17 protein-coding genes and 1 tRNA gene are annotated in these 19,580 nt (G+C 46.5%); all 18 read left to right on the forward strand.

Annotated elements, in window-relative coordinates; genetic code table 11:
• Positions 1–52 precede the first annotated feature (52 nt).
• A complete protein-coding gene (rpsA, locus tag GK091_RS17305) occupies positions 53–1,837 on the forward strand; it encodes a 30S ribosomal protein S1 (RefSeq protein ID WP_164041099.1) in 1,785 nt (594 codons plus the stop codon).
• 140 nt (positions 1,838–1,977) lie between these two features.
• Positions 1,978–2,048: transfer RNA gene (locus GK091_RS17310), tRNA-Cys, on the forward strand.
• 252 nt (positions 2,049–2,300) lie between these two features.
• Entirely contained in the window at positions 2,301–3,635 is a 1,335-nt protein-coding gene (locus tag GK091_RS17315; protein WP_164042865.1) for a c-type cytochrome, read from the forward strand.
• 85 nt (positions 3,636–3,720) lie between these two features.
• Complete coding sequence (locus GK091_RS17320) at positions 3,721–6,831, forward strand: TAT-variant-translocated molybdopterin oxidoreductase (protein WP_164041100.1); 3,111 nt, start codon at positions 3,721–3,723, stop codon at positions 6,829–6,831.
• 96 nt (positions 6,832–6,927) lie between these two features.
• Entirely contained in the window at positions 6,928–8,358 is a 1,431-nt protein-coding gene (gene nrfD / locus GK091_RS17325; protein ID WP_164041102.1) for an NrfD/PsrC family molybdoenzyme membrane anchor subunit, read from the forward strand.
• Positions 8,359–8,457: 99 nt separating this feature from the next.
• The gene (locus GK091_RS17330) at positions 8,458–8,991 is read left to right on the forward strand and encodes a DUF3341 domain-containing protein (protein ID WP_164041104.1); all 534 of its coding nucleotides are present in this window, start codon (positions 8,458–8,460) and stop codon (positions 8,989–8,991) included.
• A 14-nt stretch (positions 8,992–9,005) separates the two neighbouring features.
• Positions 9,006–9,614, forward strand: coding sequence for a c-type cytochrome (locus GK091_RS17335; RefSeq protein ID WP_164041106.1), 609 nt, complete (start codon positions 9,006–9,008; stop codon positions 9,612–9,614).
• 87 nt (positions 9,615–9,701) lie between these two features.
• Positions 9,702–11,012, forward strand: a complete 1,311-nt coding sequence (locus tag GK091_RS17340; protein WP_164041108.1) for a quinol:cytochrome C oxidoreductase — start codon at positions 9,702–9,704, stop codon at positions 11,010–11,012.
• Between the two features lie 19 nt (positions 11,013–11,031).
• Positions 11,032–12,153: a cytochrome c oxidase subunit II gene (locus GK091_RS17345; protein ID WP_164041110.1), complete on the forward strand. Its 1,122-nt coding sequence runs from the start codon at positions 11,032–11,034 to the stop codon at positions 12,151–12,153.
• 27 nt (positions 12,154–12,180) lie between these two features.
• The gene (locus GK091_RS17350) at positions 12,181–14,064 is read left to right on the forward strand and encodes a cytochrome c oxidase subunit I (protein ID WP_164041112.1); all 1,884 of its coding nucleotides are present in this window, start codon (positions 12,181–12,183) and stop codon (positions 14,062–14,064) included.
• A complete protein-coding gene (locus GK091_RS17355; RefSeq protein WP_164041114.1) occupies positions 14,039–15,058 on the forward strand; it encodes a COX15/CtaA family protein in 1,020 nt (339 codons plus the stop codon). Before GK091_RS17350 ends, GK091_RS17355 begins: the two co-directional genes overlap by 26 nt.
• Position 15,059: 1 nt before the next feature.
• Positions 15,060–15,938, forward strand: coding sequence for a heme o synthase (cyoE, locus tag GK091_RS17360; RefSeq protein ID WP_164041116.1), 879 nt, complete (start codon positions 15,060–15,062; stop codon positions 15,936–15,938).
• Positions 15,939–15,944: 6 nt separating this feature from the next.
• Positions 15,945–16,535: a cytochrome c oxidase subunit 3 gene (locus GK091_RS17365; RefSeq protein ID WP_164041118.1), complete on the forward strand. Its 591-nt coding sequence runs from the start codon at positions 15,945–15,947 to the stop codon at positions 16,533–16,535.
• Positions 16,536–16,551: 16 nt separating this feature from the next.
• Complete coding sequence (locus GK091_RS17370; RefSeq protein WP_164041120.1) at positions 16,552–17,349, forward strand: cytochrome c oxidase subunit 3; 798 nt, start codon at positions 16,552–16,554, stop codon at positions 17,347–17,349.
• A gap of 12 nt (positions 17,350–17,361) precedes the next feature.
• On the forward strand, positions 17,362–17,685 hold the full coding sequence (locus tag GK091_RS17375) for a cytochrome C oxidase subunit IV family protein (RefSeq protein WP_164041122.1): 324 nt from the start codon (positions 17,362–17,364) through the stop codon (positions 17,683–17,685).
• 3 nt (positions 17,686–17,688) lie between these two features.
• Positions 17,689–18,399 (forward strand): SCO family protein, encoded by a 711-nt coding sequence (locus GK091_RS17380; protein ID WP_164041123.1) that lies wholly within the window; start codon positions 17,689–17,691, stop codon positions 18,397–18,399.
• Between the two features lie 11 nt (positions 18,400–18,410).
• Positions 18,411–18,953, forward strand: coding sequence for a DUF420 domain-containing protein (locus GK091_RS17385; RefSeq protein WP_164041126.1), 543 nt, complete (start codon positions 18,411–18,413; stop codon positions 18,951–18,953).
• 239 nt (positions 18,954–19,192) lie between these two features.
• Complete coding sequence (locus tag GK091_RS17390; RefSeq protein ID WP_164041128.1) at positions 19,193–19,570, forward strand: DUF983 domain-containing protein; 378 nt, start codon at positions 19,193–19,195, stop codon at positions 19,568–19,570.
• The last annotated feature ends 10 nt before the right edge of the window (positions 19,571–19,580 follow it).

Genomic DNA, 19,580 nt, shown 5'->3' on the forward strand with positions numbered 1-19,580 from the left:
CCGCCATTGACCCACGGACTGATGTACTGAGTGGGTCAGGGAAACATTTTTTATGAGCAAAACGCAGCAACGCGAACTGCCGGCATTTGATTGGGACCGGGCAGACAACAAAGGATTCGGAAGTGGCTATTCGGACGCAGAGCGTGACCGGATGCTAGAACTGTACGACAACACCCTGTCGGAGGTTAAAGAGAAAGAAGTAGTGATGGGAACCGTCGTTGGGATTACGGACCGTGAGGTACTGCTCAACATCGGCTTCAAGTCGGACGGGTTGGTTCCAGCTTCCGAATTCCGGGATATGCCGGACCTGAAGATGGGTGATGAAATTGAAGTTTACGTAGAAAATCAGGAAGACCCGAACGGTCAGCTTGTTCTTTCGCGCAAGAAAGCGAAAGTGATCACAGCCTGGCAGAAAATCCAGCGTGCTCTGGACGAAGATCTCGTTATCGATGGTTTCGTTAAGCGCCGGACGAAGGGTGGTCTGATCGTTGATATTTTCAGCATTGAAGCGTTCTTGCCAGGTTCACAGATCGACGTGAAGCCGATTCGTGACTTCGATATTTTCGTTGGTAAGAAAATGGAGGTTAAAGTCGTTAAGATCAACTATGCAAATGATAACGTTGTCGTTTCGCACAAAGTCCTGATCGAGAAAGACCTCGAAGCACAACGCGCTCAAATCCTGAACAACCTCGAGAAAGGTCAGGTTCTGGAAGGCGTGATCAAAAACATGACCAACTTCGGTGTATTCATCGACCTTGGTGGTGTCGATGGTCTGTTGCACATCACGGACATCTCGTGGGGTCGTATCAGCCATCCATCCGAAGTGTTACACCTCGACCAGAAGGTCAACGTGGTTGTTCTGGACTTCGACGAAGACAAAAAGCGTATCTCACTGGGCATGAAACAACTTCAGGCTCACCCATGGGATGCTTTAGAGCAGGATATCCAGGTTGGTTCGAAAGTAAAAGGCAAGATTGTAAACGTAGCCGATTACGGTGCGTTCCTGGAAATCATGCCGGGCGTAGAAGGACTGATCCACGTATCCGAAATGTCGTGGTCGCAGCACCTGCGCAATCCACAGGAGTTCCTGAAAGTTGGTGATGAAGTAGAAGCTCAAGTGCTGACGCTGGACCGTAGTGACCGCAAAATGTCGCTGGGCATCAAACAACTGACCGAAGATCCCTGGACTCGCCCAGAACTGCGTACGAAATACGCGATCGGCACCAAGCATAAAGGTGTGGTTCGTAACCTAACCAACTTCGGCCTATTCCTTGAACTGGAAGAGGGTATCGATGGTCTGGTACACGTATCGGATCTGTCGTGGACCAAGAAGGTAAAACATCCTTCAGACTTCATCAAAGTTGGTGAAGACCTCGAAGTTATTGTGCTGGAACTGGACATCGAAAACCGTCGTCTGGCGCTGGGTCACAAACAACTCGAAGAAAACCCATGGGATACGTTCGAAACCGTATTCGCAGTTGGTACGATTCACCGGTGCACGATCATTAGCAAGAACGACAAGATGGCGACGCTCGAACTGCCTTATGGTATCGAAGGTTTCTCATCTCTGAAGAATCTTGGTAAAGAAGATGGCACCTTCGCTGAAGTTGGTGAAACGCTTGATTTCAAAGTAACGGAGTTCTCGAAAGAAGAGAAACGCATTATGTTGTCGCACACGAAAACGTGGCAGGAGAAAAATGAGCCGGTAAAAGAACAGAAGCCAAAAGCGGCTGCTGCTAAACCGACTTCGACTTCAAACCAGGCGGATCGTGGCGCAACGTTGGGTGACCTTGATGCATTGGCTGCTCTGAAGGAGCAGCTGGAAGGCCGCAACTAATCTGACGCTGTTTTTGGATTTAAATCCCCTGAATCGGAAGGTTCAGGGGATTTTTTTTGCGACACTAGTTTCAAAACAAGAGATAAACCCGTATGTTTGCACTCCCGAATCCAGGAGCTATCCCGCTTTCGGTCTTACAAGGTTCCGTGGCCGAGTGGCTAGGCAGAGGTCTGCAAAACCTCGTACAGCGGTTCGAATCCGCTCGGAACCTCCCTTCTCATCTGTAGAATATAATTAATAATTGCCATTTGGCCTTATCTGTGTAAAGGATCGGCCGAATGGCTTTTTTTATGCTGTTTATATGGTTTAGCGAAGTTCGCTTAGCATAAAAAGAACAGATTTGCCTTTCTTAATTAGAAACAATATAAATAAAATCGAGAACACAAAATAACTAAACACCAACTTTTGCCTATACAGCGTTCGTGTCGTACTTTTGTGGACCTATGAAAAGTCGGTGATGATTATGTTGATCAACTTAATGAATAGATGTCTAACAATGAGTCGTTTGTCTAAGTTTTGCGGGGCTATGGCCCTGTCGCTGGCGCTGTTTATTAATGGCGGCCAGTTGAAGGCGCAGGACTCATCTGCGGCTGCGGGCGGTGCTACGGCTGCAGCTACGCCAGCTGCGGGCGGTGGTGGTGATGCTGAAAAAGGAAAAACGCTATTTACCAACAACTGTGCGCAATGCCACGCGGTAACCGATGAGAAAGTCGTTGGTCCTGGTTTGAAAGGAATTGAGAGCCGGACTCCTGGTAAAGAATGGTTGCACAAATGGATTCGGAATTCGTCGGCAGTAATTGCGTCGGGCGATGCGTATGCGAACCAGGTTTTTAACGCCAACGGTAAAGTACAAATGTCTAGTTTTCCAAGTTTGTCGGATGCTGACATTGATGGAATCCTGGCGTATATCGATCAAGCTAGTAGCCCGCAAAAGGCTGCTGTAGCTGGTGATGAGGCTGGTAGCAAAAATACTAATGGTGCAGGATCAGGACAAGGTGGTACTTCCGGTGGCCCTTCTGAACTGTTCACTGTCGTGTTGGTTGCGCTGCTCGTCGTTATGCTACTCGTATTGGGTGTATTGCTGGTAATTGTAACCATACTATCGAAAGCAGTATCGCCGGTTACAGTCGACGGTGCACAACCGGTTTCTTCATTCGGTCAACGGTTGAAGGATGGTCTGTCAGGGGCTTTCAACAACTCGACACTTCGCTCGATTGTCATTTGGTTGTTCCTTCTGGTTGCTACCAAAGAAACACTCGATGGAGCCTACAGCATTGGTATCCAACAAGGCTACGCGCCGAAACAACCGATTGCTTACTCACATAAGCTTCACGCTGGACAGTACAAAATCGATTGTAACTATTGCCACACAGGTGTTAATAAAGGAAAGAGTGCTACCATTCCTGCGGCTAACATCTGTATGAACTGTCACGGCGTGATCAAAAAGGAATCGCCTGAGATTCAGAAAATCTATACAGCTATTGAACAAAATCGCCCCATTGAGTGGATTCGTGTTCATAATCTGCCTGATCTGGCTTATTTCAACCATGCGCAACACGTAAATGTCGGTAACGTACAATGCCAGACTTGCCACGGTGATATCGAAAAAATGGAAGTGGTCGAGCAGCGCTCGTCATTGACGATGGGCTGGTGTATTGACTGTCACCGTAAAACGGAAGTCAACACAAAAGATAATGCCTACTACGATAAGTTAGTTGCTCTTCACAGTAAAGAAAGTAAAGAGCCGCTTAAAGTAGCTAATATCGGCGGTCTGGAATGTTCTAAATGCCACTATTAATCCACCAGGCTATGCAGGCTGAGCCAATCGGTTTGTCTGTAATAAGCTGGTTCAACCATTAGGTATCTTACCGATTACAACACGCATGGAAGAAAATACGACCAAACGGTATTGGAAAGGGGTTGAAGAATTACGCAACGATGCAACGTTTGTAAAGAACGCGAACAGCGAGTTTGCGAATCCTGACCTGGGAGACTCATCGAATGACCTTGATGGTTTGCTCGGTGGTTCAAACACCCAACGCCGTGATTTTTTAAAAGTAATGGGCTTTGGGATGGCCGCTGTAACACTGGCTGCCTGCGAAACCCCAGTTCATAAAGCAATTCCGTACATCAACAAACCGGAATTTACATTTCCTTCTATCTCGGACTACTACGCGTCAACATACACGGATGGGGGCGATTACGCTGCTATTCTGGTTGAAACACGCGAAGGACGGCCCATTAAGATTGAAGGTAACCCCATGTCTAGCATCTCGAAAGGGGGCACTACGGCTCGGGTTCAGGCATCGCTTTTGTCATTGTACGACATTGATAAACTGAAGGGCCCAAAGCGGGGCGAGGCAGACATCGATTGGGCTACCGCCGACCGGGAAATTGTCAGTCAGCTGAACTCAGTTGCGGCACGGGGTGGAGCAATTCGGATCGTCACATCAACGATCTTAAGTCCGGCGACCAAAGCCGTTATTACTGACTTCGTTGCTAAATATCCTACGGCCCGCCACATTATGTATGATGCCAACTCCGCGTTCGGTATTGTACAGGCGAATCAGGCTTCGTTTGGTAAAGCCGTTATTCCTTCTTACGATTTCAGCAAAGCACAGACAATTGTTAGTGTCGGGGCTGACTTTCTAGGAACATGGATCGCACCAATCGAATACATGCGCCCGTACGCACAGGGTCGGAAAATCGGTGCTGTAGGCGGAGGCAAAAAAACCATGTCGCGGCATTACCAGTTTGAGACGGGCTTGTCGATGACGGGTGCTAATGCTGATTACCGTACGGCGATCAAGCCATCGCAGGAAGGTCTGGTTGTTGCTGCCTTGTATAATAAAGTAGCGGCTAAATTGGGCGGAACTGCCATCAGTACGGCATCGGTCAATGTACCTAACCTCGACAAAGCCGCCAATGAACTAGCTCGTTCACGTGGTAAAGCGCTGGTAGTGGCAGGATCAAACGATCCAAACGTACAAATTGTCGTCAATGCACTTAACAACCTGTTGGGTAGCTACGGTACGACAATTGATATCAATGCGCCGGTTAATTATCGTCAGGGTAACGACCAGCAGATGAGCGCCTTCATTGATGAAGCGAAAGCGGGTCGTGTTGGTGCTGCATTGTTCTTCGGTGCTAACCCAGTGTACGATCATCCTCGTGGTGCTGAATTAGCGGAAGCGTTGCCTAAATTGGCATTATCAGTTTCGTTCGCTGATCGTGCTGACGAGACGGCATCGCTGGGTAAATACATTACTCCTGCCCCCCACTTTCTGGAGTGCTGGAATGATGCTGAACCAAAACAAGGCGTCTATAGCCTGACTCAACCGGCTATTACAAACATCTACAAAACCCGTCAGTTTCAATCAAGCTTACTGACATGGGCGGGCAAGCCAAGTGATTTTCAGACATACCTGAAAAACTTCTGGCGCACCAACCGATATCCTCAGGCTTCTGGTTTTAGCTCATTCGATGCATTCTGGATAAAAAGTCTGCACGATGGCGTATTTGAACCAAATTCGGCTACCGCTTCTGTGGGAGGAGCTACCTTTGCCGGAAACATTGCGCAAGCGGCTTCTGGCATTGCACAGCGCTACAAGCCCACAACGGGCATGGAGCTGGCACTGTATGAAACAGTAGGCATTGGAACAGGTTCGACGGCTAACAATCCTTGGCTTCAAGAAATGCCCGATCCTGTAACGAAGGCTTGCTGGGATAATTATGCCGCTCTGTCGCAAAAGACAGCTAACGACATGGGACTGGCCCAGAATGATTTGGTGACAGTTAGTGTCGGTGGCAAGTCAATCGAACTGCCGGTTCTGATTCAGCCAGGTCAAGCAGACAACACTGTTTCGGTAGCCATTGGTTACGGCCGCGAAAAGGGAGGTAAATCAGCCAATGGTGTTGGTAAAAACGCATTCCCGTTTGCTTCAATTACAAACGGCTACGTGAACTACTCCGCTTTCACGGCGAAAGTAGATAAGACTAGCGGTTCGCACGAGATTGCGCAGACGCAAACGCACGATACGGTGATGGGTCGGAAAGCTGTTCTTCAGGAGTCAATACTTGCTGAATATCAGAAGAACCCGAAAGCAGGTCGGTATGAGCCTAAAGTCGTAACGTCCGAAGGGCCAAAAGCGTCAACAGATATTTCTCTTTGGAATGGCTACGGTAAGCCAAACCACTCGTGGGGTATGGTCATCGACCTTAACTCCTGCATCGGTTGTGGTGCCTGCGTAATTGGTTGCCAGGCCGAGAACAATATCCAGGTTGTTGGTCGCCAAGAGGTTATCAACCGACGTGAGATGCACTGGATTCGGATTGACCGCTACTACAGCAGCGATGCCGATCCCGAGGACGTGAAAGAACTGGAAGTTGCATCGGCTAATCCCGAAGTAACGTTTCAGCCGATGTTGTGCCAACATTGCAGCAATGCTCCTTGCGAAACGGTTTGTCCGGTTCTGGCCACAACCCACAGTACGGAAGGTCTCAACCAGATGACCTATAACCGGTGTATTGGTACACGTTATTGCGCTAACAACTGTCCGTATAAAGTTCGTCGCTTTAACTGGTTCAAGTATTTCGATAACGATAACTTTGATTACCACTTCAATAATGATCTTGGTAAAATGGTCATTAACCCGGATGTAACAGTTCGGTCACGTGGAGTAATCGAAAAGTGTTCGTTCTGCGTGCAGCGGATTCAGGAAGGCAAACTCACAGCCAAAAAAGAGCGTCGTCGGCCAATGCCAGACGAAATTCAAACGGCCTGTGCACAAGCTTGTCCAACAAACGCCATTATTTTCGGCGACATGAACAATCCGGAAAGTACGATTGCGCAAACGCTGGAAACAGAGCTGCAAGGCCGGGCCTTCCACGTGCTTGAAGAGATTAACGTGAGACCACAAATCTCGTACCTGACCAAAATTCGGAACAAAGACGAAGAACCTAAACAGGCATCTCGTCAGGAATCGCAGGCATAAATAGGATTACGGCTTGAGTTATTATGATTTTATAAAAACATCGTAACAACACAAATCGTATAACGTACATCGAAAAATCGAAAATTAAGTAAGTATATGTCGCATGTAACATCAGCCGTAAGAACTCCCCTTGTCACCGGTGGTAAGACCTACGCCGACGTGACGGAGGATATCAGCAGACAGGTTGAGGGAAGCCCCACTCGCGAGTGGACGATTGCCTTTACCATCTCGGTGATTGTGCTACTTTACGGAACCGCCTGCGTGTTCTGGACCTGGTGGGAGGGCCTTGGTGTATGGGGCTTGAACAAAACCGTTGGCTGGGCGTGGGATATCACAAACTTCGTATGGTGGGTTGGTATCGGTCACGCAGGAACGCTGATCTCGGCTATTCTTCTGTTGTTCCGTCAGAAATGGCGGACTGCCGTAAACCGGGCAGCAGAGGCTATGACCATCTTCGCCGTTATTTGCGCGGCTACGTTTATCCTGATGCACATGGGTCGGCCCTGGCTGGCTTACTGGGCGCTACCGTTGCCAAACACATTCGGTTCGCTATGGGTAAACTTCAAATCCCCGCTGGTTTGGGACGTATTTGCCATCAGCACGTACTTTACGGTTTCGCTGGTATTTTGGTACATGGGTTTATTGCCTGATCTGGCCACGATTCGTGACCGGGCTCGCAGCAAAGTGTCCCGTTACATCTACGGAGCCTTCTCGTTAGGCTGGAACGGTTCGGCTAAAACTTGGGCTCGGTACGAATACATGAGCTTAATCCTGGCTGGTTTGTCAACTCCACTGGTATTATCGGTACATACCATTGTAAGTATGGACTTTGCTACGTCCGTAATTCCAGGCTGGCACACAACCATCTTCCCACCTTACTTCGTTGCCGGTGCTATTTTCTCGGGCTTCGCGATGGTACAGAACCTAGTTCTGATCATTCGGGTCGTGTTTAAACTGGAAGACTACATTACATTAGAGCACATTGAGTCGATGAATAAAGTCATCACGCTTACTGGCTCTATCGTAGGGGTTGCTTACTTAACTGAGTTCTTCATCGCTTGGTATTCTGGAGTTGAATTTGAAAGCTACGCCTTCATCAACCGGGCAACCGGACCGTACTGGTGGGCCTATTGGGCGATGATGACCTGTAATGTAATTACGCCACAGCTTTTCTGGTCACGGGCTATCCGCCGGAGCATCGTCTGGACGTTTACGCTATCGGTCGTTGTAAACATCGGTATGTGGTTCGAACGGTTTGTAATTATCGTTACTTCACTGCACCGTGATTACTTGCCATCGAGCTGGGCTATGTTCCACCCAACGCTGTTTGATATAAGCGATTATATTTTCTCGTTTGGTTTGTTCTTCACATTGTTCCTGCTATTTGCCAAGTTCTTGCCAGTAGTGAACATGGCTGAGGTCAAAACGATCATTAAGTCGTCTTCTGAAAAATTACCAGTTTCGGTGTCAGGCGTGGCGAAAGGCGAGCGAGTTGCCAATCCAACGTTTAACAAAGACGTAGAATAAACTAATTCGAGCGGAAAAACCGGGCAGTCCGAAGTTTGTGGATCACTATAGCAGATATAGCAAACTTCGGACTATAACCACAAACAATAATCACTGATCATGTCAGACGTAAATGGTAACGGTAAGTTTTTAGTAGGGATCTTCGATGATGACGATGTCGTGCTAACTGCCGTTAAAGATATTAAAAAGGCGGGCGTACGTATCCACGAAGTGTATTCTCCATTTCCGATTCACGGTCTGGATGTTGCTCTTGGACATCCGCGCTCACGACTTGGAATCGCTGCTTTCCTGTTTGCTTTATCAGGTACAACGACGGCACTTTTGCTAACTGCTTACACAGAAAGCTTCGACTGGCCAATGATCGTAGGTGGTAAGGACTCATATTCTCCGGTCATCTACGTACCTGTTATCTTCGAATTAACAGTACTATTTTGTGCTCTGGGTATGGTTGGTACCTTCCTGGTATCGAATGGTCTTGGCCCAACAGTGAAACCTTTAATGTATGACCTGAGAACTACCGACAATAAATTTGCGATGGCGATTGATCTGAGCAAAAACAACATCGGCGAAGGTGATATAGAGCAGATTCTGAGAAAATCAGGTGCTGCCGAAGTTAACGTTAAGCAGTTCTAATGGTCAGAATGAGAATGATAACTAAACATACAAGCTTTACCGCGCTGGCTATTGTTGGATTGCTATTTGGAGGAACATCCTGCAAAAGAGGCCATAACAGCACAGGTCTTGAGTTTGCTCCAAACATGTATGACGCTGTTGGCTACGAACCTTATCGTCAGATTCGCCCTAATACAGTCAATGTTCGGGAAAACGGTCTGAATATGCGTCTTCCTGCAAAAGGTACCGTTTCTCGCCCGAACTACCATACTACGTTCGGTGGTGATAGTGCATCAACAGATTTGATGATCTACAACATCCCCGCCGACAGTATTTCTATCGCCGAGCGGACGCTGACAAATCCAATTCCTGAAACGGAGAAGTCGATGGCCGACGGGCAACTAATGTATACCCGTTATTGCTCGCACTGTCATGGGGCAACAGGCAAAGGAGACGGACTGGTCGGGAAGGAGTACAAGGGGGTTCCCAACTACTCAACAGACGCCTACAAAACAATGAACGACGGCCATATTTTCCACGTAATTACGCATGGTAAAGGACGTATGTGGCCCCACGGCTCACAGATTACGCCTGAAGACCGGTGGAAGATTGTGCAGTACGTACACAAATTGCAACAAGGATAAATTAATTCAGGAGTGCAGTTATTGGTGAATGATCAGTTTCATGATATAATTATCCAATAGCTTCCCACTACTAACTACTAAGTAAGAATGGCATCGGCTCACGCAATACCGTCCTTAGACGAAGAATTTGAATTTACTGCGGAATCCAAGCGTCGATTGTTGATCGGCATCGGAGCAGGGGTCGCGCTGGTAGCAATCGGCGCGTATCTTCTGGCATCAGGTGCTGGTTCGCATGAACACCACGCAGCTGCACATGCTGCCGGAGCACATGAAGCACAAGGTGGCGGACACCACGAGTACAAGTGGACTACACGGATCTGGGCAAACGTCTGGCTAAATGCTATCTACTTTACGGGAGCGTCTGTTATTGGCATGTTCTTCATGTCATACAACTACCTAGCTCAAGCGGGCTGGTCAGTTGCCTTCAAACGGGTTCCTGAGGCAATGCCTGCGTATCTGCCGTTTATGCTGGTTGCAATACTGGCTACGTTTTTTATTGCTGGCCATGACCTTTTTCACTGGACGCATCCTGGCTTGTATGACAAAACCAGTCCTGAATTTGATCCTATTATCAATGGCAAAAAAGGGTTTTTGAATACGCCCTTCTATTTAGGTCGTATCTTGGTTTACTTTGGCCTTTGGTATTTTCTATGGCAGCGGTTGCGGACCTTCTCGCTTCAGGAAGATCTGTACGGTGGCACGTCGTACTATGAAAAGAGCATCAAATATGGTGTAGCCTTTCTTTTAGTATTTGGCGTGACGTCATCTACTTCGGCCTGGGATTTTGTCATGTCGATCGATACGCACTGGTTCAGCACGATGTTTGGCTGGTATACGTTGGCAAGCTGGCACGTTACAGGCTTAGCAATAATCACACTCACCGTAGTGACGCTCAAAGAACGCGGCTATATGCAGTGGGTTAATGAAAGTCACTTACAGGATTTAGGTAAGTTCATGTTTGCTTTCAGTATCTTCTGGACGTACGTGTGGTTTGCTCAGTTTATGCTCATTTATTATGCCAACTTACCGGAAGAAACGATCTATTATCGTGAGCGTTTCAGCGGTTTTGGAGGCATCTATAAAGCTCCGTTTTTTATAAACATCTTTCTAAACTTTGTTTTTCCATTCCTTGTTTTAATGACAAGGGATTCGAAGCGGACTTACATCTTTCTTAAGATCGCAGCATGGGGCATCATCATAGGTCACTATTTCGACTTCTATACCAACATAATGCCGGGTACTGTAGGCGAACACGGTGGTTTTGGGCCGATTGAATTCGGAATGATCTTGATTTTTGCTTGTGGCTTTATCTGGTCGCTCTCCTCGCAGTTGACGAAAGCCAACTTAGTTCCGAAAAATCACCCAATGCTTGAAGAAGCGTTACATCACGACATTTAATCAATAACACGCTTACAACATGGTTTACATAATCGCTTTGTTATCGGTAGTTTTTCTAGGTTTGGCCGTGCTGGTCATATCCCGGATAGCAACCGTTGTGAAGAACGCAAATGGGCCAGCAGTAGAAGGCCGTATTGGCTTGAGCAACAAGATCAACGGAATCATGTTCATGATTTTCTTTGTTGCCGGCTTGATCGGTGCTGTCTGGTCTTTCATGTATGCACGGCAGTTTTTCTTGCCAGAAGCATCTTCCCCGCATGGTCGTCGTACTGACTTCCTGTTCTGGCTGTCGATGGCAATTATCGTTATCGCTTTTGTCGTCACTAACGCTCTGCTGTTCATTTTTGCGTGGAAGTATCAACACAAAGAAGGACGTAAGGCAGCATATTATCCTGAGAACCACAAACTGGAGTTGATCTGGACCGTGGTTCCGGCAATTGTGATGGCTATTCTGGTATTTACCGGATGGCGGGCATGGCGTGATATCATGTCAGAAGCACCGGCGGATGCCCAAGTTTTTGAAATTGTAGGCAAACAGTTTAACTGGATTGTACGGTACCCAGGTGTTGACAACAACAAACTTGGTTCTTACAATTACAAACTGATCGACAATAATAACGAAACGGGTATCGACTACACAGATGAGTCGTCTTTTGATGACTTCGTCTCTACGTCCGAATTGCATATTCCGGTCAATAAGCCAGTGTTATTGAAGATCCGCGCTCGTGATGTATTGCACAGCGTATTTATTCCTCACCTGCGGGTTAAGATGGATGCTGTACCAGGTATGCCAACACGTTTCTGGTTCGTTGCTGATAAAACTACCGACGAAATGAGAAATATTACGGGTAACCAGAACTTCGGTTATGAGATTGCTTGTACGGAAGTATGTGGTCAGGGCCACTTCTCGATGCGTATACGTCTGATTGTAGAGGATGAAGCGTCGTACCAAGCCTGGTGTAAAGATCAAAAACCACTGTTGACATCAACACCGGATTTGGCTGTGCGCATTCCTGCTAATTTAAAAGCAAAAGCTGCAAAGTATTTACCAGCTGACGGGGCGGCAGCTCCATCGGATAGTGCAACGGCTTCTGTTAAACAAGGTGGTGGTCTATCTGTAGCTAAAGCTACGATTCGTTAATTTACAAACTCCAACAAACCAAATACTATGGCGACTGCTTCAGCTAATCCGGCGACCGTAGCCCATGTCGAAGAACATGAGCACCACGAGCCGCAGAGTTTTTGGCGAACATACATTTTTTCGGAAGACCATAAGACCATTGCCAAACAATATTTGATCTCGGGTATCATATGGTCAATAATTGGTATTAGTCTGTCGGTTATGTTCCGGCTTCAATTAGGTTTTCCTGCCATGAAGTTAGAGTTCCTGCGACCTATTCTGGGCGGCTGGATCAACGAGGCAGGTAAGCTTGATCAGGACTTCTACTTGGCCCTGGTGACTATGCACGGCACTATTATGGTGTTCTTTGTATTGACAGCTGGTTTGAGTGGTACTTTTTCAAACTTTTTGATTCCATTACAGGTCGGTGCGCGTGATATGGCATCGGGTTTTCTAAACATGTTATCCTACTGGTTCTTCTTTCTGGCCAGTGTTATCATGTTATTCTCGATGTTTATCGAAACGGGTCCTGCTGCTGGCGGTTGGGTAGTTTATCCACCACTCAGTGCGTTACCACAAGCGCATAAGGGATCTGAACTAGGGATGACGCTTTGGTTGGTGAGTATGGCAATGTTCATTGTGTCTCAACTACTAGGTGGTATCAACTATATTACGACGGTTATCAACCTACGGACTCGTGGTATGTCATTCAGCAAATTACCGCTGACAATTTGGGCTTTCTTCCTGACGGCGATTCTTGGTTTGATCTCTTTCCCAGTACTACTCTCGGCAGCGTTGTTGCTCATTTTTGACCGTAGCTTCGGAACAAGCTTTTACTTGTCTGAAATTTATATCAAAGGTGAAGCATTGCCGAATGTGGGTGGTAGTCCTATTTTGTTTCAGCATTTGTTCTGGTTCCTGGGCCACCCTGAAGTATACATTGTATTGCTTCCTGCATTGGGCATGACATCTGAGATCATTGCCACGAACTCACGCAAGCCAATCTTCGGTTACCGTGCTATGATTGCGTCCATGATGGGTATTGCCTTCCTGGCATTCATTGTGTGGGCGCACCATATGTTCGTGACGGGTATGAACCCATTCCTTGGATCGATATTCATGTTCCTGACGCTGATCATTGCTGTTCCATCGGCAGTAAAAGCGTTCAACTACATCACAACGCTATGGCGTGGTAACATTCGGTTTACCCCGGCCATGTTGTTCTCGATTGGTCTGGTGTCGTTCTTTATATCGGGTGGTCTGACCGGTCTGATTCTAGGAAACGCTGCTCTAGATATTCAATTGCACGATACCTATTTCGTCGTTGCCCACTTCCACTTGGTAATGGGTGCTGCCTCTGCTTTTGGTTTACTGGCTGGTGTCTACCACTGGTTCCCAAAAATGTTTGGTAAGATGATGGATGAGAAGCTTGGTTACATCCACTTCTGGTTGACGTTCATTGGTATCTACCTTGTGTTCTTCCCAATGCACTATATCGGTATTGCAGGTTTCCCTCGCCGGTATTACGCATTTACTAGCTACGATTTCACGAAGAATATCTTTGCTGACATGAATAGCTTTATCAGTCTTGCTGCCATTTTCACGTTCACGGCGCAGTGGGTGTTTATCTATAATTTTGTTAATAGCTTGATTAGAGGTAAAGTGGCTCCACAGAACCCTTGGAAGTCGAATACGTTGGAATGGACAACACCTGTTGTTCCAGGACATGGTAACTGGCCAGGTGAGATTCCAGCCGTTTACCGGTGGCCTTATGATTATAGCAAACCAGGTGCAAAGGATGACTTCATCCCCCAAAACGTGCCATATTCCCAAACTCCGGAATCTAACCTTCCTCATGAGAATGAGTTGATTTCACTGGAGAGAGAGATTGAGGCACAAAACCTGAATGATCAGTTCAAGCAACCTCATTGATAAAAAAGAACAACGATTCCAGAGTCTTGCTCTTCTGACGATACTTACCATTTACCTGCTCATTCTTGCGGGGGGTATAGTTAGAGGAACAGGCTCTGGAATGGGTTGTCCTGACTGGCCAAAGTGTTTTGGTCATTGGGTTCCTCCGACGGAAGTTTCTCAATTACCACCAAATTACCAGCAGATTTACGGGGCCAAACTGAAAGGCGAAGTTCAGTTTAACGCAGTTAAGACTTGGATTGAATACGTAAATCGACTACTTGGCGTCTTATCTGGCTTTTTCGTTTTTGCTACCTTATTAGCATCTTATTCGTATATAAGAAAGGATAAAGCTGTCTTTTTCGGAAGTGTTGCCGCCTTCTTACTCATCGGCGCTAATGGCTGGTTAGGTTCTCGGGTAGTTGCCACGGAACTGGCTCAATACATGATCACATTGCATCTGTTTCTTGCAGTTCTGGTCGTTTTTTCGTTACTATTCGTCTTTGCCCGCTCAAGCTCTCCTCAAGTCAATAGTCAAGCAACAAAAGATAACGATAAGACAGTAAACTTCCTTTTGCTTATAACAATGGTTCTGACGCTAAGTCAGGTTCTGTTGGGAACGTTCGTTCGCGAATCGCTTGACGAGGTTGTTAAACGACTAGGCTACAGTCAGCGAGAAAGCTGGATTGAGAACCTTGATTGGCAATTTTATGTGCATCGATCATTTTCTTTGGTAGTGCTGGCTTTACAGCTTGTCACTATTTATCAGCTTCGTCGAGTAAATAGAAATGAGCAGTTGTCAGCTATTGCCACTTGGCTTGTAGCCTTTGTCGTTGCAGAGATTGCTACAGGAGTTATCATGGCCTATCTGGGAGTTCCAGCGTTGGCTCAGCCAATTCATTTATTATTAGCGATAGTAATTGTTGGTTTGCAGTTTGTTGCATGGTTGAAGTTGACGCCGGGATTAATTCAGACAAAGAGAATTAGTCAGTCGGCACAGGTATTTAACGCTTAACATGGAAAAAACCATTGCCACCAGCGTCGTAAACGCGAAGGTCAAGGCATATATTGAATTAATTAAGCTCAAGCTCACGCTGGCAGTCGTTTTCTCCGGTGTGTTTGGTTACTGCTTGGCTGCTGACAGGGTAGAGTGGTGGAAAATTGCTGTGTTGGTAATTGCTTCCATTGCTATAACTGGCGCTGCTAACATTATTAACCAGATCATAGAGAAAGACTCCGATAAGGTAATGAAACGGACAGCCGTCCGGCCATTGCCTACGGGTCGCCTGTCCGTAAACGAAGCGGCTGTTTTTGCATTTATCTTGTTCAGCATAGGCTGCTATTTGTACGTTGAAGTGTTTAACATCCGTGCTGCTGCCTTGGCAGTTCTGTCGCTTCTATTGTATGGGTTTGTTTACACTCCTCTTAAGCGGAAGGGTCAAATAGCGGTATTTGTTGGCGCGTTACCGGGGGCATTTCCGCCCATGATTGGCTGGGTAGCAGCTACGAATCATTTTGGTTGGGCTCCAGGAATTTTATTTGCCATCCAGTTTTTCTGGCAGTTTCCTCACTTCTGGGCGATTGGTTGGCTAGCATTCGATGAATACAAAAAGGCAGGTATTCAAATGATGCCGGGGAGTGGTAAAAATGCTGATACGGCGTTCCGGATAATGATTTATACCTTATTTCTGGTTCCTGTGGGTTGGCTTCCCTATCTGCTGGGAATGACCGGAATTAATTCGGCATTGGTCGCCATGATTGGCGGAATCTTGTTCCTGGCACAAACGTTTCACTTAATGAGGACCTGTACGGATAAAGCGGCTTTACAAATGATGTTTGGCTCGCTGCTGTACTTACCAGTTGTACAGATTGTTTACCTGTTAGACAAAGTTTAAGGAACCATGAGTGAATTAGTAAATGACATAAAATTTGTTGAGGAGCCGGAAGAAACGCTCTCGATGAACCCCAAGAAATTTATTCTTTGGCTGTTCATCGTCAGTATTATTATGCTCTTTGCCGCCATGACCAGTGCGTATCTGGTTCGGAGAGCCGAAGGAAACTGGATGGAATATACGATACCGTCCGTCTTTTCGTACAGTTCAATTGTTCTGGTCGCGAGTAGTCTGACAATGCACTGGGCTTATCTAGCTGCAAAAAAAGATAACTTCGGCAGTCTGAAGATAGCGATAACTATTACTTTTGCACTTGGAATCGCCTTTTTGTATATGCAGTTCCAGGGTTGGGTTGAGTTAGTCAATCAAAATGTGTTTTTCGTTGGCAATCCGGCTGGCTCGTTCATGTATATATTTACAGGCTTGCATGCGTTCCATTTGATTTCGGGCCTGATCGTGTTACTTTTTTCTTTGGTGGCTGTATTTAGGTTTCGGATTCACGCAAAGAGCTTAAATCAACTGGAAATTGCCGCCGGTTACTGGCATTTTTTAGACATTTTGTGGTTGTATTTGTTTTTCTTTCTAGTCTATTTTCATTGATAATCTTTCTAGACGCATGGCGGCTACTGTGACGACCGATTCCCCAACGACTGACTCCGGACAAGTGTTCGACAAAAAAACCTGGATGGGTGGTGTCGAACCCATGAAGATAAGCTACGGTAAGCTGATGATGTGGTTCTTCCTGATCTCAGATACGTTCACGTTCTCGGCGTTGCTGGTGACGTACGGTCTGATTCGGTATAGCTACCCAGCCTGGGACCCGGCCATTTTTGGTGAAGTATTCAAGTTTTCGAATCTTTATTGGCCAACCCCGGAAAAGGTTTATAACTCAGTACCGTTTCTGCATGGTATCGATCTGCCCTTGATCTTCGTAGGTATCATGACCTTTATCCTCATTTTCAGTAGTGTTACAATGGTACTAGCTGTTGAGGCTGGACATCGGATGGACCGGGCTGATGTTGAGAAATATATGTTGTGGACCATTCTGGGCGGGTTTACCTTTTTGGGAAGTCAGGCCTGGGAGTGGAGTCACTTTATCCATGGTACGGAGACGGGTACAACCATTAGTGAACTGGTTAACGGTCAAACCATTCAACGTACGATCTTTGGTGCCAATCTGGTCGAAAATCAGTACGGTCCTCCTGCTTTTGCTGACTTGTTCTTTTTCATAACCGGTTTCCACGGAACACACGTATTTAGCGGTGTCATTCTGAACATCCTGATTTTCTACCGGGCTGCAACGGGTTTATATGATCGTCGTGGACACTACGAAATGGTTGAAAAAGTAGGTCTTTACTGGCACTTTGTCGATCTTGTTTGGGTATTCGTATTCACCTTCTTTTATCTGGTTTAATCACCTTTCACCATGTCTGATCATACACACGGAACCCATGAAGTTGGCGAGATCCCACCAGCGGATACGGGTGTTATCTGGAGAACCTTCTGGATACTTCTAGCCATTACTGCCGTCGAATTTACACTGGCTTATTTTATGAAAGCTGGCGGTTTAAGAACATCCATCTTCGTTATCATGACGTTGATAAAAGCGTTCTATATCGTTGGTGAGTTCATGCACCTTAAGCACGAGGTAAAAAGCCTTATCTGGGCCATCGTTGTTCCCGTAATTTTTATTGTGTGGTTACTTATTGCCCTATTGACCGAAGGCGGTTCAATTTTTGAATTACGTTAAGGTATGACGGCCACTCGAAAAGCCGGGATCCTGCTTGCTACGCTGCTGATCCCGGCTTTATTTTATGTATTCCTGCGGTTCGGTACAGAAAATCACTATACCCTTCCGCGTTATCTCCCCAAGATTGATTCGGTGAAAGGTGAGCCCTTGATGGGTAAAGTAACGCTGGCCGATGGACAGGTGATCACCGATACCATTTACAATCGCATTCCCCCGTTTAAGTTAATCGACCAGGACGGCAAAAGTATAGATCAGTCAGTTGTAAAGGGAAAGATCTACGTTGCTGACTTCTTCTTCACCCGTTGCGGAACGATCTGCCCCCGAGTTTCGTCACAACTTACCCGAGTTCAGGATATATTCCGGGCTAACCCGAGTATCGCTTTTTTATCCTATACAGTAGATCCTGAACATGACCGCCCGGAACAGCTGAAAGCGTATGCTCAGAAGTATGAGGCTATCCCAGGAAAATGGTATTTTCTGACTGGCACCAAGGCTGAAATTTACGATTTGGCTATGCATGGCTATTATCTCCCGGCAGTTGACAAAGGGGTAAAAGACGCTAGTCCCGACGAAACTTTTATTCACAGCCAAAAGTTGGTATTAGTAGATAAGCAGGGGATTGTCAGAGGGTTCTACGATGGAACCGACAAAGAAGACGTTGACCGGCTAGTGCTTGAAATTCGTGTATTGCTGGATATATACGGCAAAGAATAACTACTCTGATTATGGAAACGCTGCAACCTGTACAGGAACGAAAGGCTAACCGCGTTATCAATATATTGTCGCTGGCCATTCCGTTAGCTGTTGCCACTCTGTTAGGCATTCGGCAAAAGGTAAACCTCGGCGAGTGGACAACGTATCTGCCGCACATCAACGGCGCTATTAACTCAATAACGTCGGTACTGTTACTTACTGGTTTCTACTTCATTCGGCAGAAAAACGTCGAAGCGCACAAGCGGACGATGTTGATGGCATTTGCCCTTGGTACTGTGTTTCTGGTTAGTTACGTGTTGTATCACTTGACGAATGAATCGACGCCATTTGGTGGGCAGGGGTTGATCAGACCAGTCTATTATTTTTTGCTGGTTTCGCACATCGTGTTGTCAGTAGTTGTTGTCTGGTTTGTTTTGCGGGCGGTTTATTTTGCGCTTAGTGGGCAAATTATAAAGCACAAGCAAGCCGTTAAATACGCTTTTCCAATCTGGTTGTACGTTAGTACTACGGGCGTAATCGTTTATCTGATGATTAGACCGTATTACATCCATTAGCTAAACAAATGTTATGAAAAGCTGGAGAGTAATTTTAATCCTGGTTATGCTGGTAGTTGCGGTTCCGGACTTGATGGCGCAGTGTGCCATGTGTCGTGGAACGGTCGAGAGTACAGTCAGTAATGGCCGTAGTGTCATCGCATCGGAATTGAATTTTGGCATTTTGTATTTATTAGTGGTGCCTTACCTCATTGTCGCGTCTATCGGCTATCTATGGTATAGAAATAGTAAGCAGGAGCATGAAAGACGTCTCGAAATTACAGGCCGTGTTAAACGGGCTTTGTCCCAGATGTAGACAGGGCAAACTGTTCACCAAGCCCTTTTATTCGCCAAAAGGTTTTGATGAGATGTATGAGCACTGTCCGCATTGCGGATTGCGTTACGAAGTTGAACCAGGCTATTTTGTCGGTGCGATGTATGTAAGCTACGCTATATCAGGTGGGTTTGCTTTAGTCATAGGCTTCCTGCTATTTTACTTGGCGGGCGACCCTGAAGGATGGGTTTATGCGGCTGTCGTAGCGCCTGTTATGGTCTTGATCGCACCTATAAATTTTCGAATATCACGCGTTATCTGGCTCCATTATGTAGCTGGCATCAAACATGTAAAAGGGCTTTAATAAGCCCTTT

The organism is Spirosoma agri (assembly GCF_010747415.1).
Classification (GTDB): Bacteria; Bacteroidota; Bacteroidia; order Cytophagales; family Spirosomataceae; genus Spirosoma; species Spirosoma agri.

Bases quoted from the DNA above. Each gene is read 5' to 3' on its own strand.
- rpsA (WP_164041099.1), top strand. From the start codon at position 53: ATGAGCAAAACGCAGCAACGCGAACTGCCGGCATTTGATTGGGACCGG.
- GK091_RS17315 (WP_164042865.1), top strand. From the start codon at position 2,301: ATGTTGATCAACTTAATGAATAGATGTCTAACAATGAGTCGTTTGTCT.
- GK091_RS17320 (WP_164041100.1), top strand. From the start codon at position 3,721: ATGGAAGAAAATACGACCAAACGGTATTGGAAAGGGGTTGAAGAATTA.
- nrfD (WP_164041102.1), top strand. From the start codon at position 6,928: ATGTCGCATGTAACATCAGCCGTAAGAACTCCCCTTGTCACCGGTGGT.
- GK091_RS17330 (WP_164041104.1), top strand. From the start codon at position 8,458: ATGTCAGACGTAAATGGTAACGGTAAGTTTTTAGTAGGGATCTTCGAT.
- GK091_RS17335 (WP_164041106.1), top strand. From the start codon at position 9,006: ATGATAACTAAACATACAAGCTTTACCGCGCTGGCTATTGTTGGATTG.
- GK091_RS17340 (WP_164041108.1), top strand. From the start codon at position 9,702: ATGGCATCGGCTCACGCAATACCGTCCTTAGACGAAGAATTTGAATTT.
- GK091_RS17345 (WP_164041110.1), top strand. From the start codon at position 11,032: ATGGTTTACATAATCGCTTTGTTATCGGTAGTTTTTCTAGGTTTGGCC.
- GK091_RS17350 (WP_164041112.1), top strand. From the start codon at position 12,181: ATGGCGACTGCTTCAGCTAATCCGGCGACCGTAGCCCATGTCGAAGAA.
- GK091_RS17355 (WP_164041114.1), top strand. From the start codon at position 14,039: ATGATCAGTTCAAGCAACCTCATTGATAAAAAAGAACAACGATTCCAG.
- cyoE (WP_164041116.1), top strand. From the start codon at position 15,060: ATGGAAAAAACCATTGCCACCAGCGTCGTAAACGCGAAGGTCAAGGCA.
- GK091_RS17365 (WP_164041118.1), top strand. From the start codon at position 15,945: ATGAGTGAATTAGTAAATGACATAAAATTTGTTGAGGAGCCGGAAGAA.
- GK091_RS17370 (WP_164041120.1), top strand. From the start codon at position 16,552: ATGGCGGCTACTGTGACGACCGATTCCCCAACGACTGACTCCGGACAA.
- GK091_RS17375 (WP_164041122.1), top strand. From the start codon at position 17,362: ATGTCTGATCATACACACGGAACCCATGAAGTTGGCGAGATCCCACCA.
- GK091_RS17380 (WP_164041123.1), top strand. From the start codon at position 17,689: ATGACGGCCACTCGAAAAGCCGGGATCCTGCTTGCTACGCTGCTGATC.
- GK091_RS17385 (WP_164041126.1), top strand. From the start codon at position 18,411: ATGGAAACGCTGCAACCTGTACAGGAACGAAAGGCTAACCGCGTTATC.
- GK091_RS17390 (WP_164041128.1), top strand. From the start codon at position 19,193: ATGAAAGACGTCTCGAAATTACAGGCCGTGTTAAACGGGCTTTGTCCC.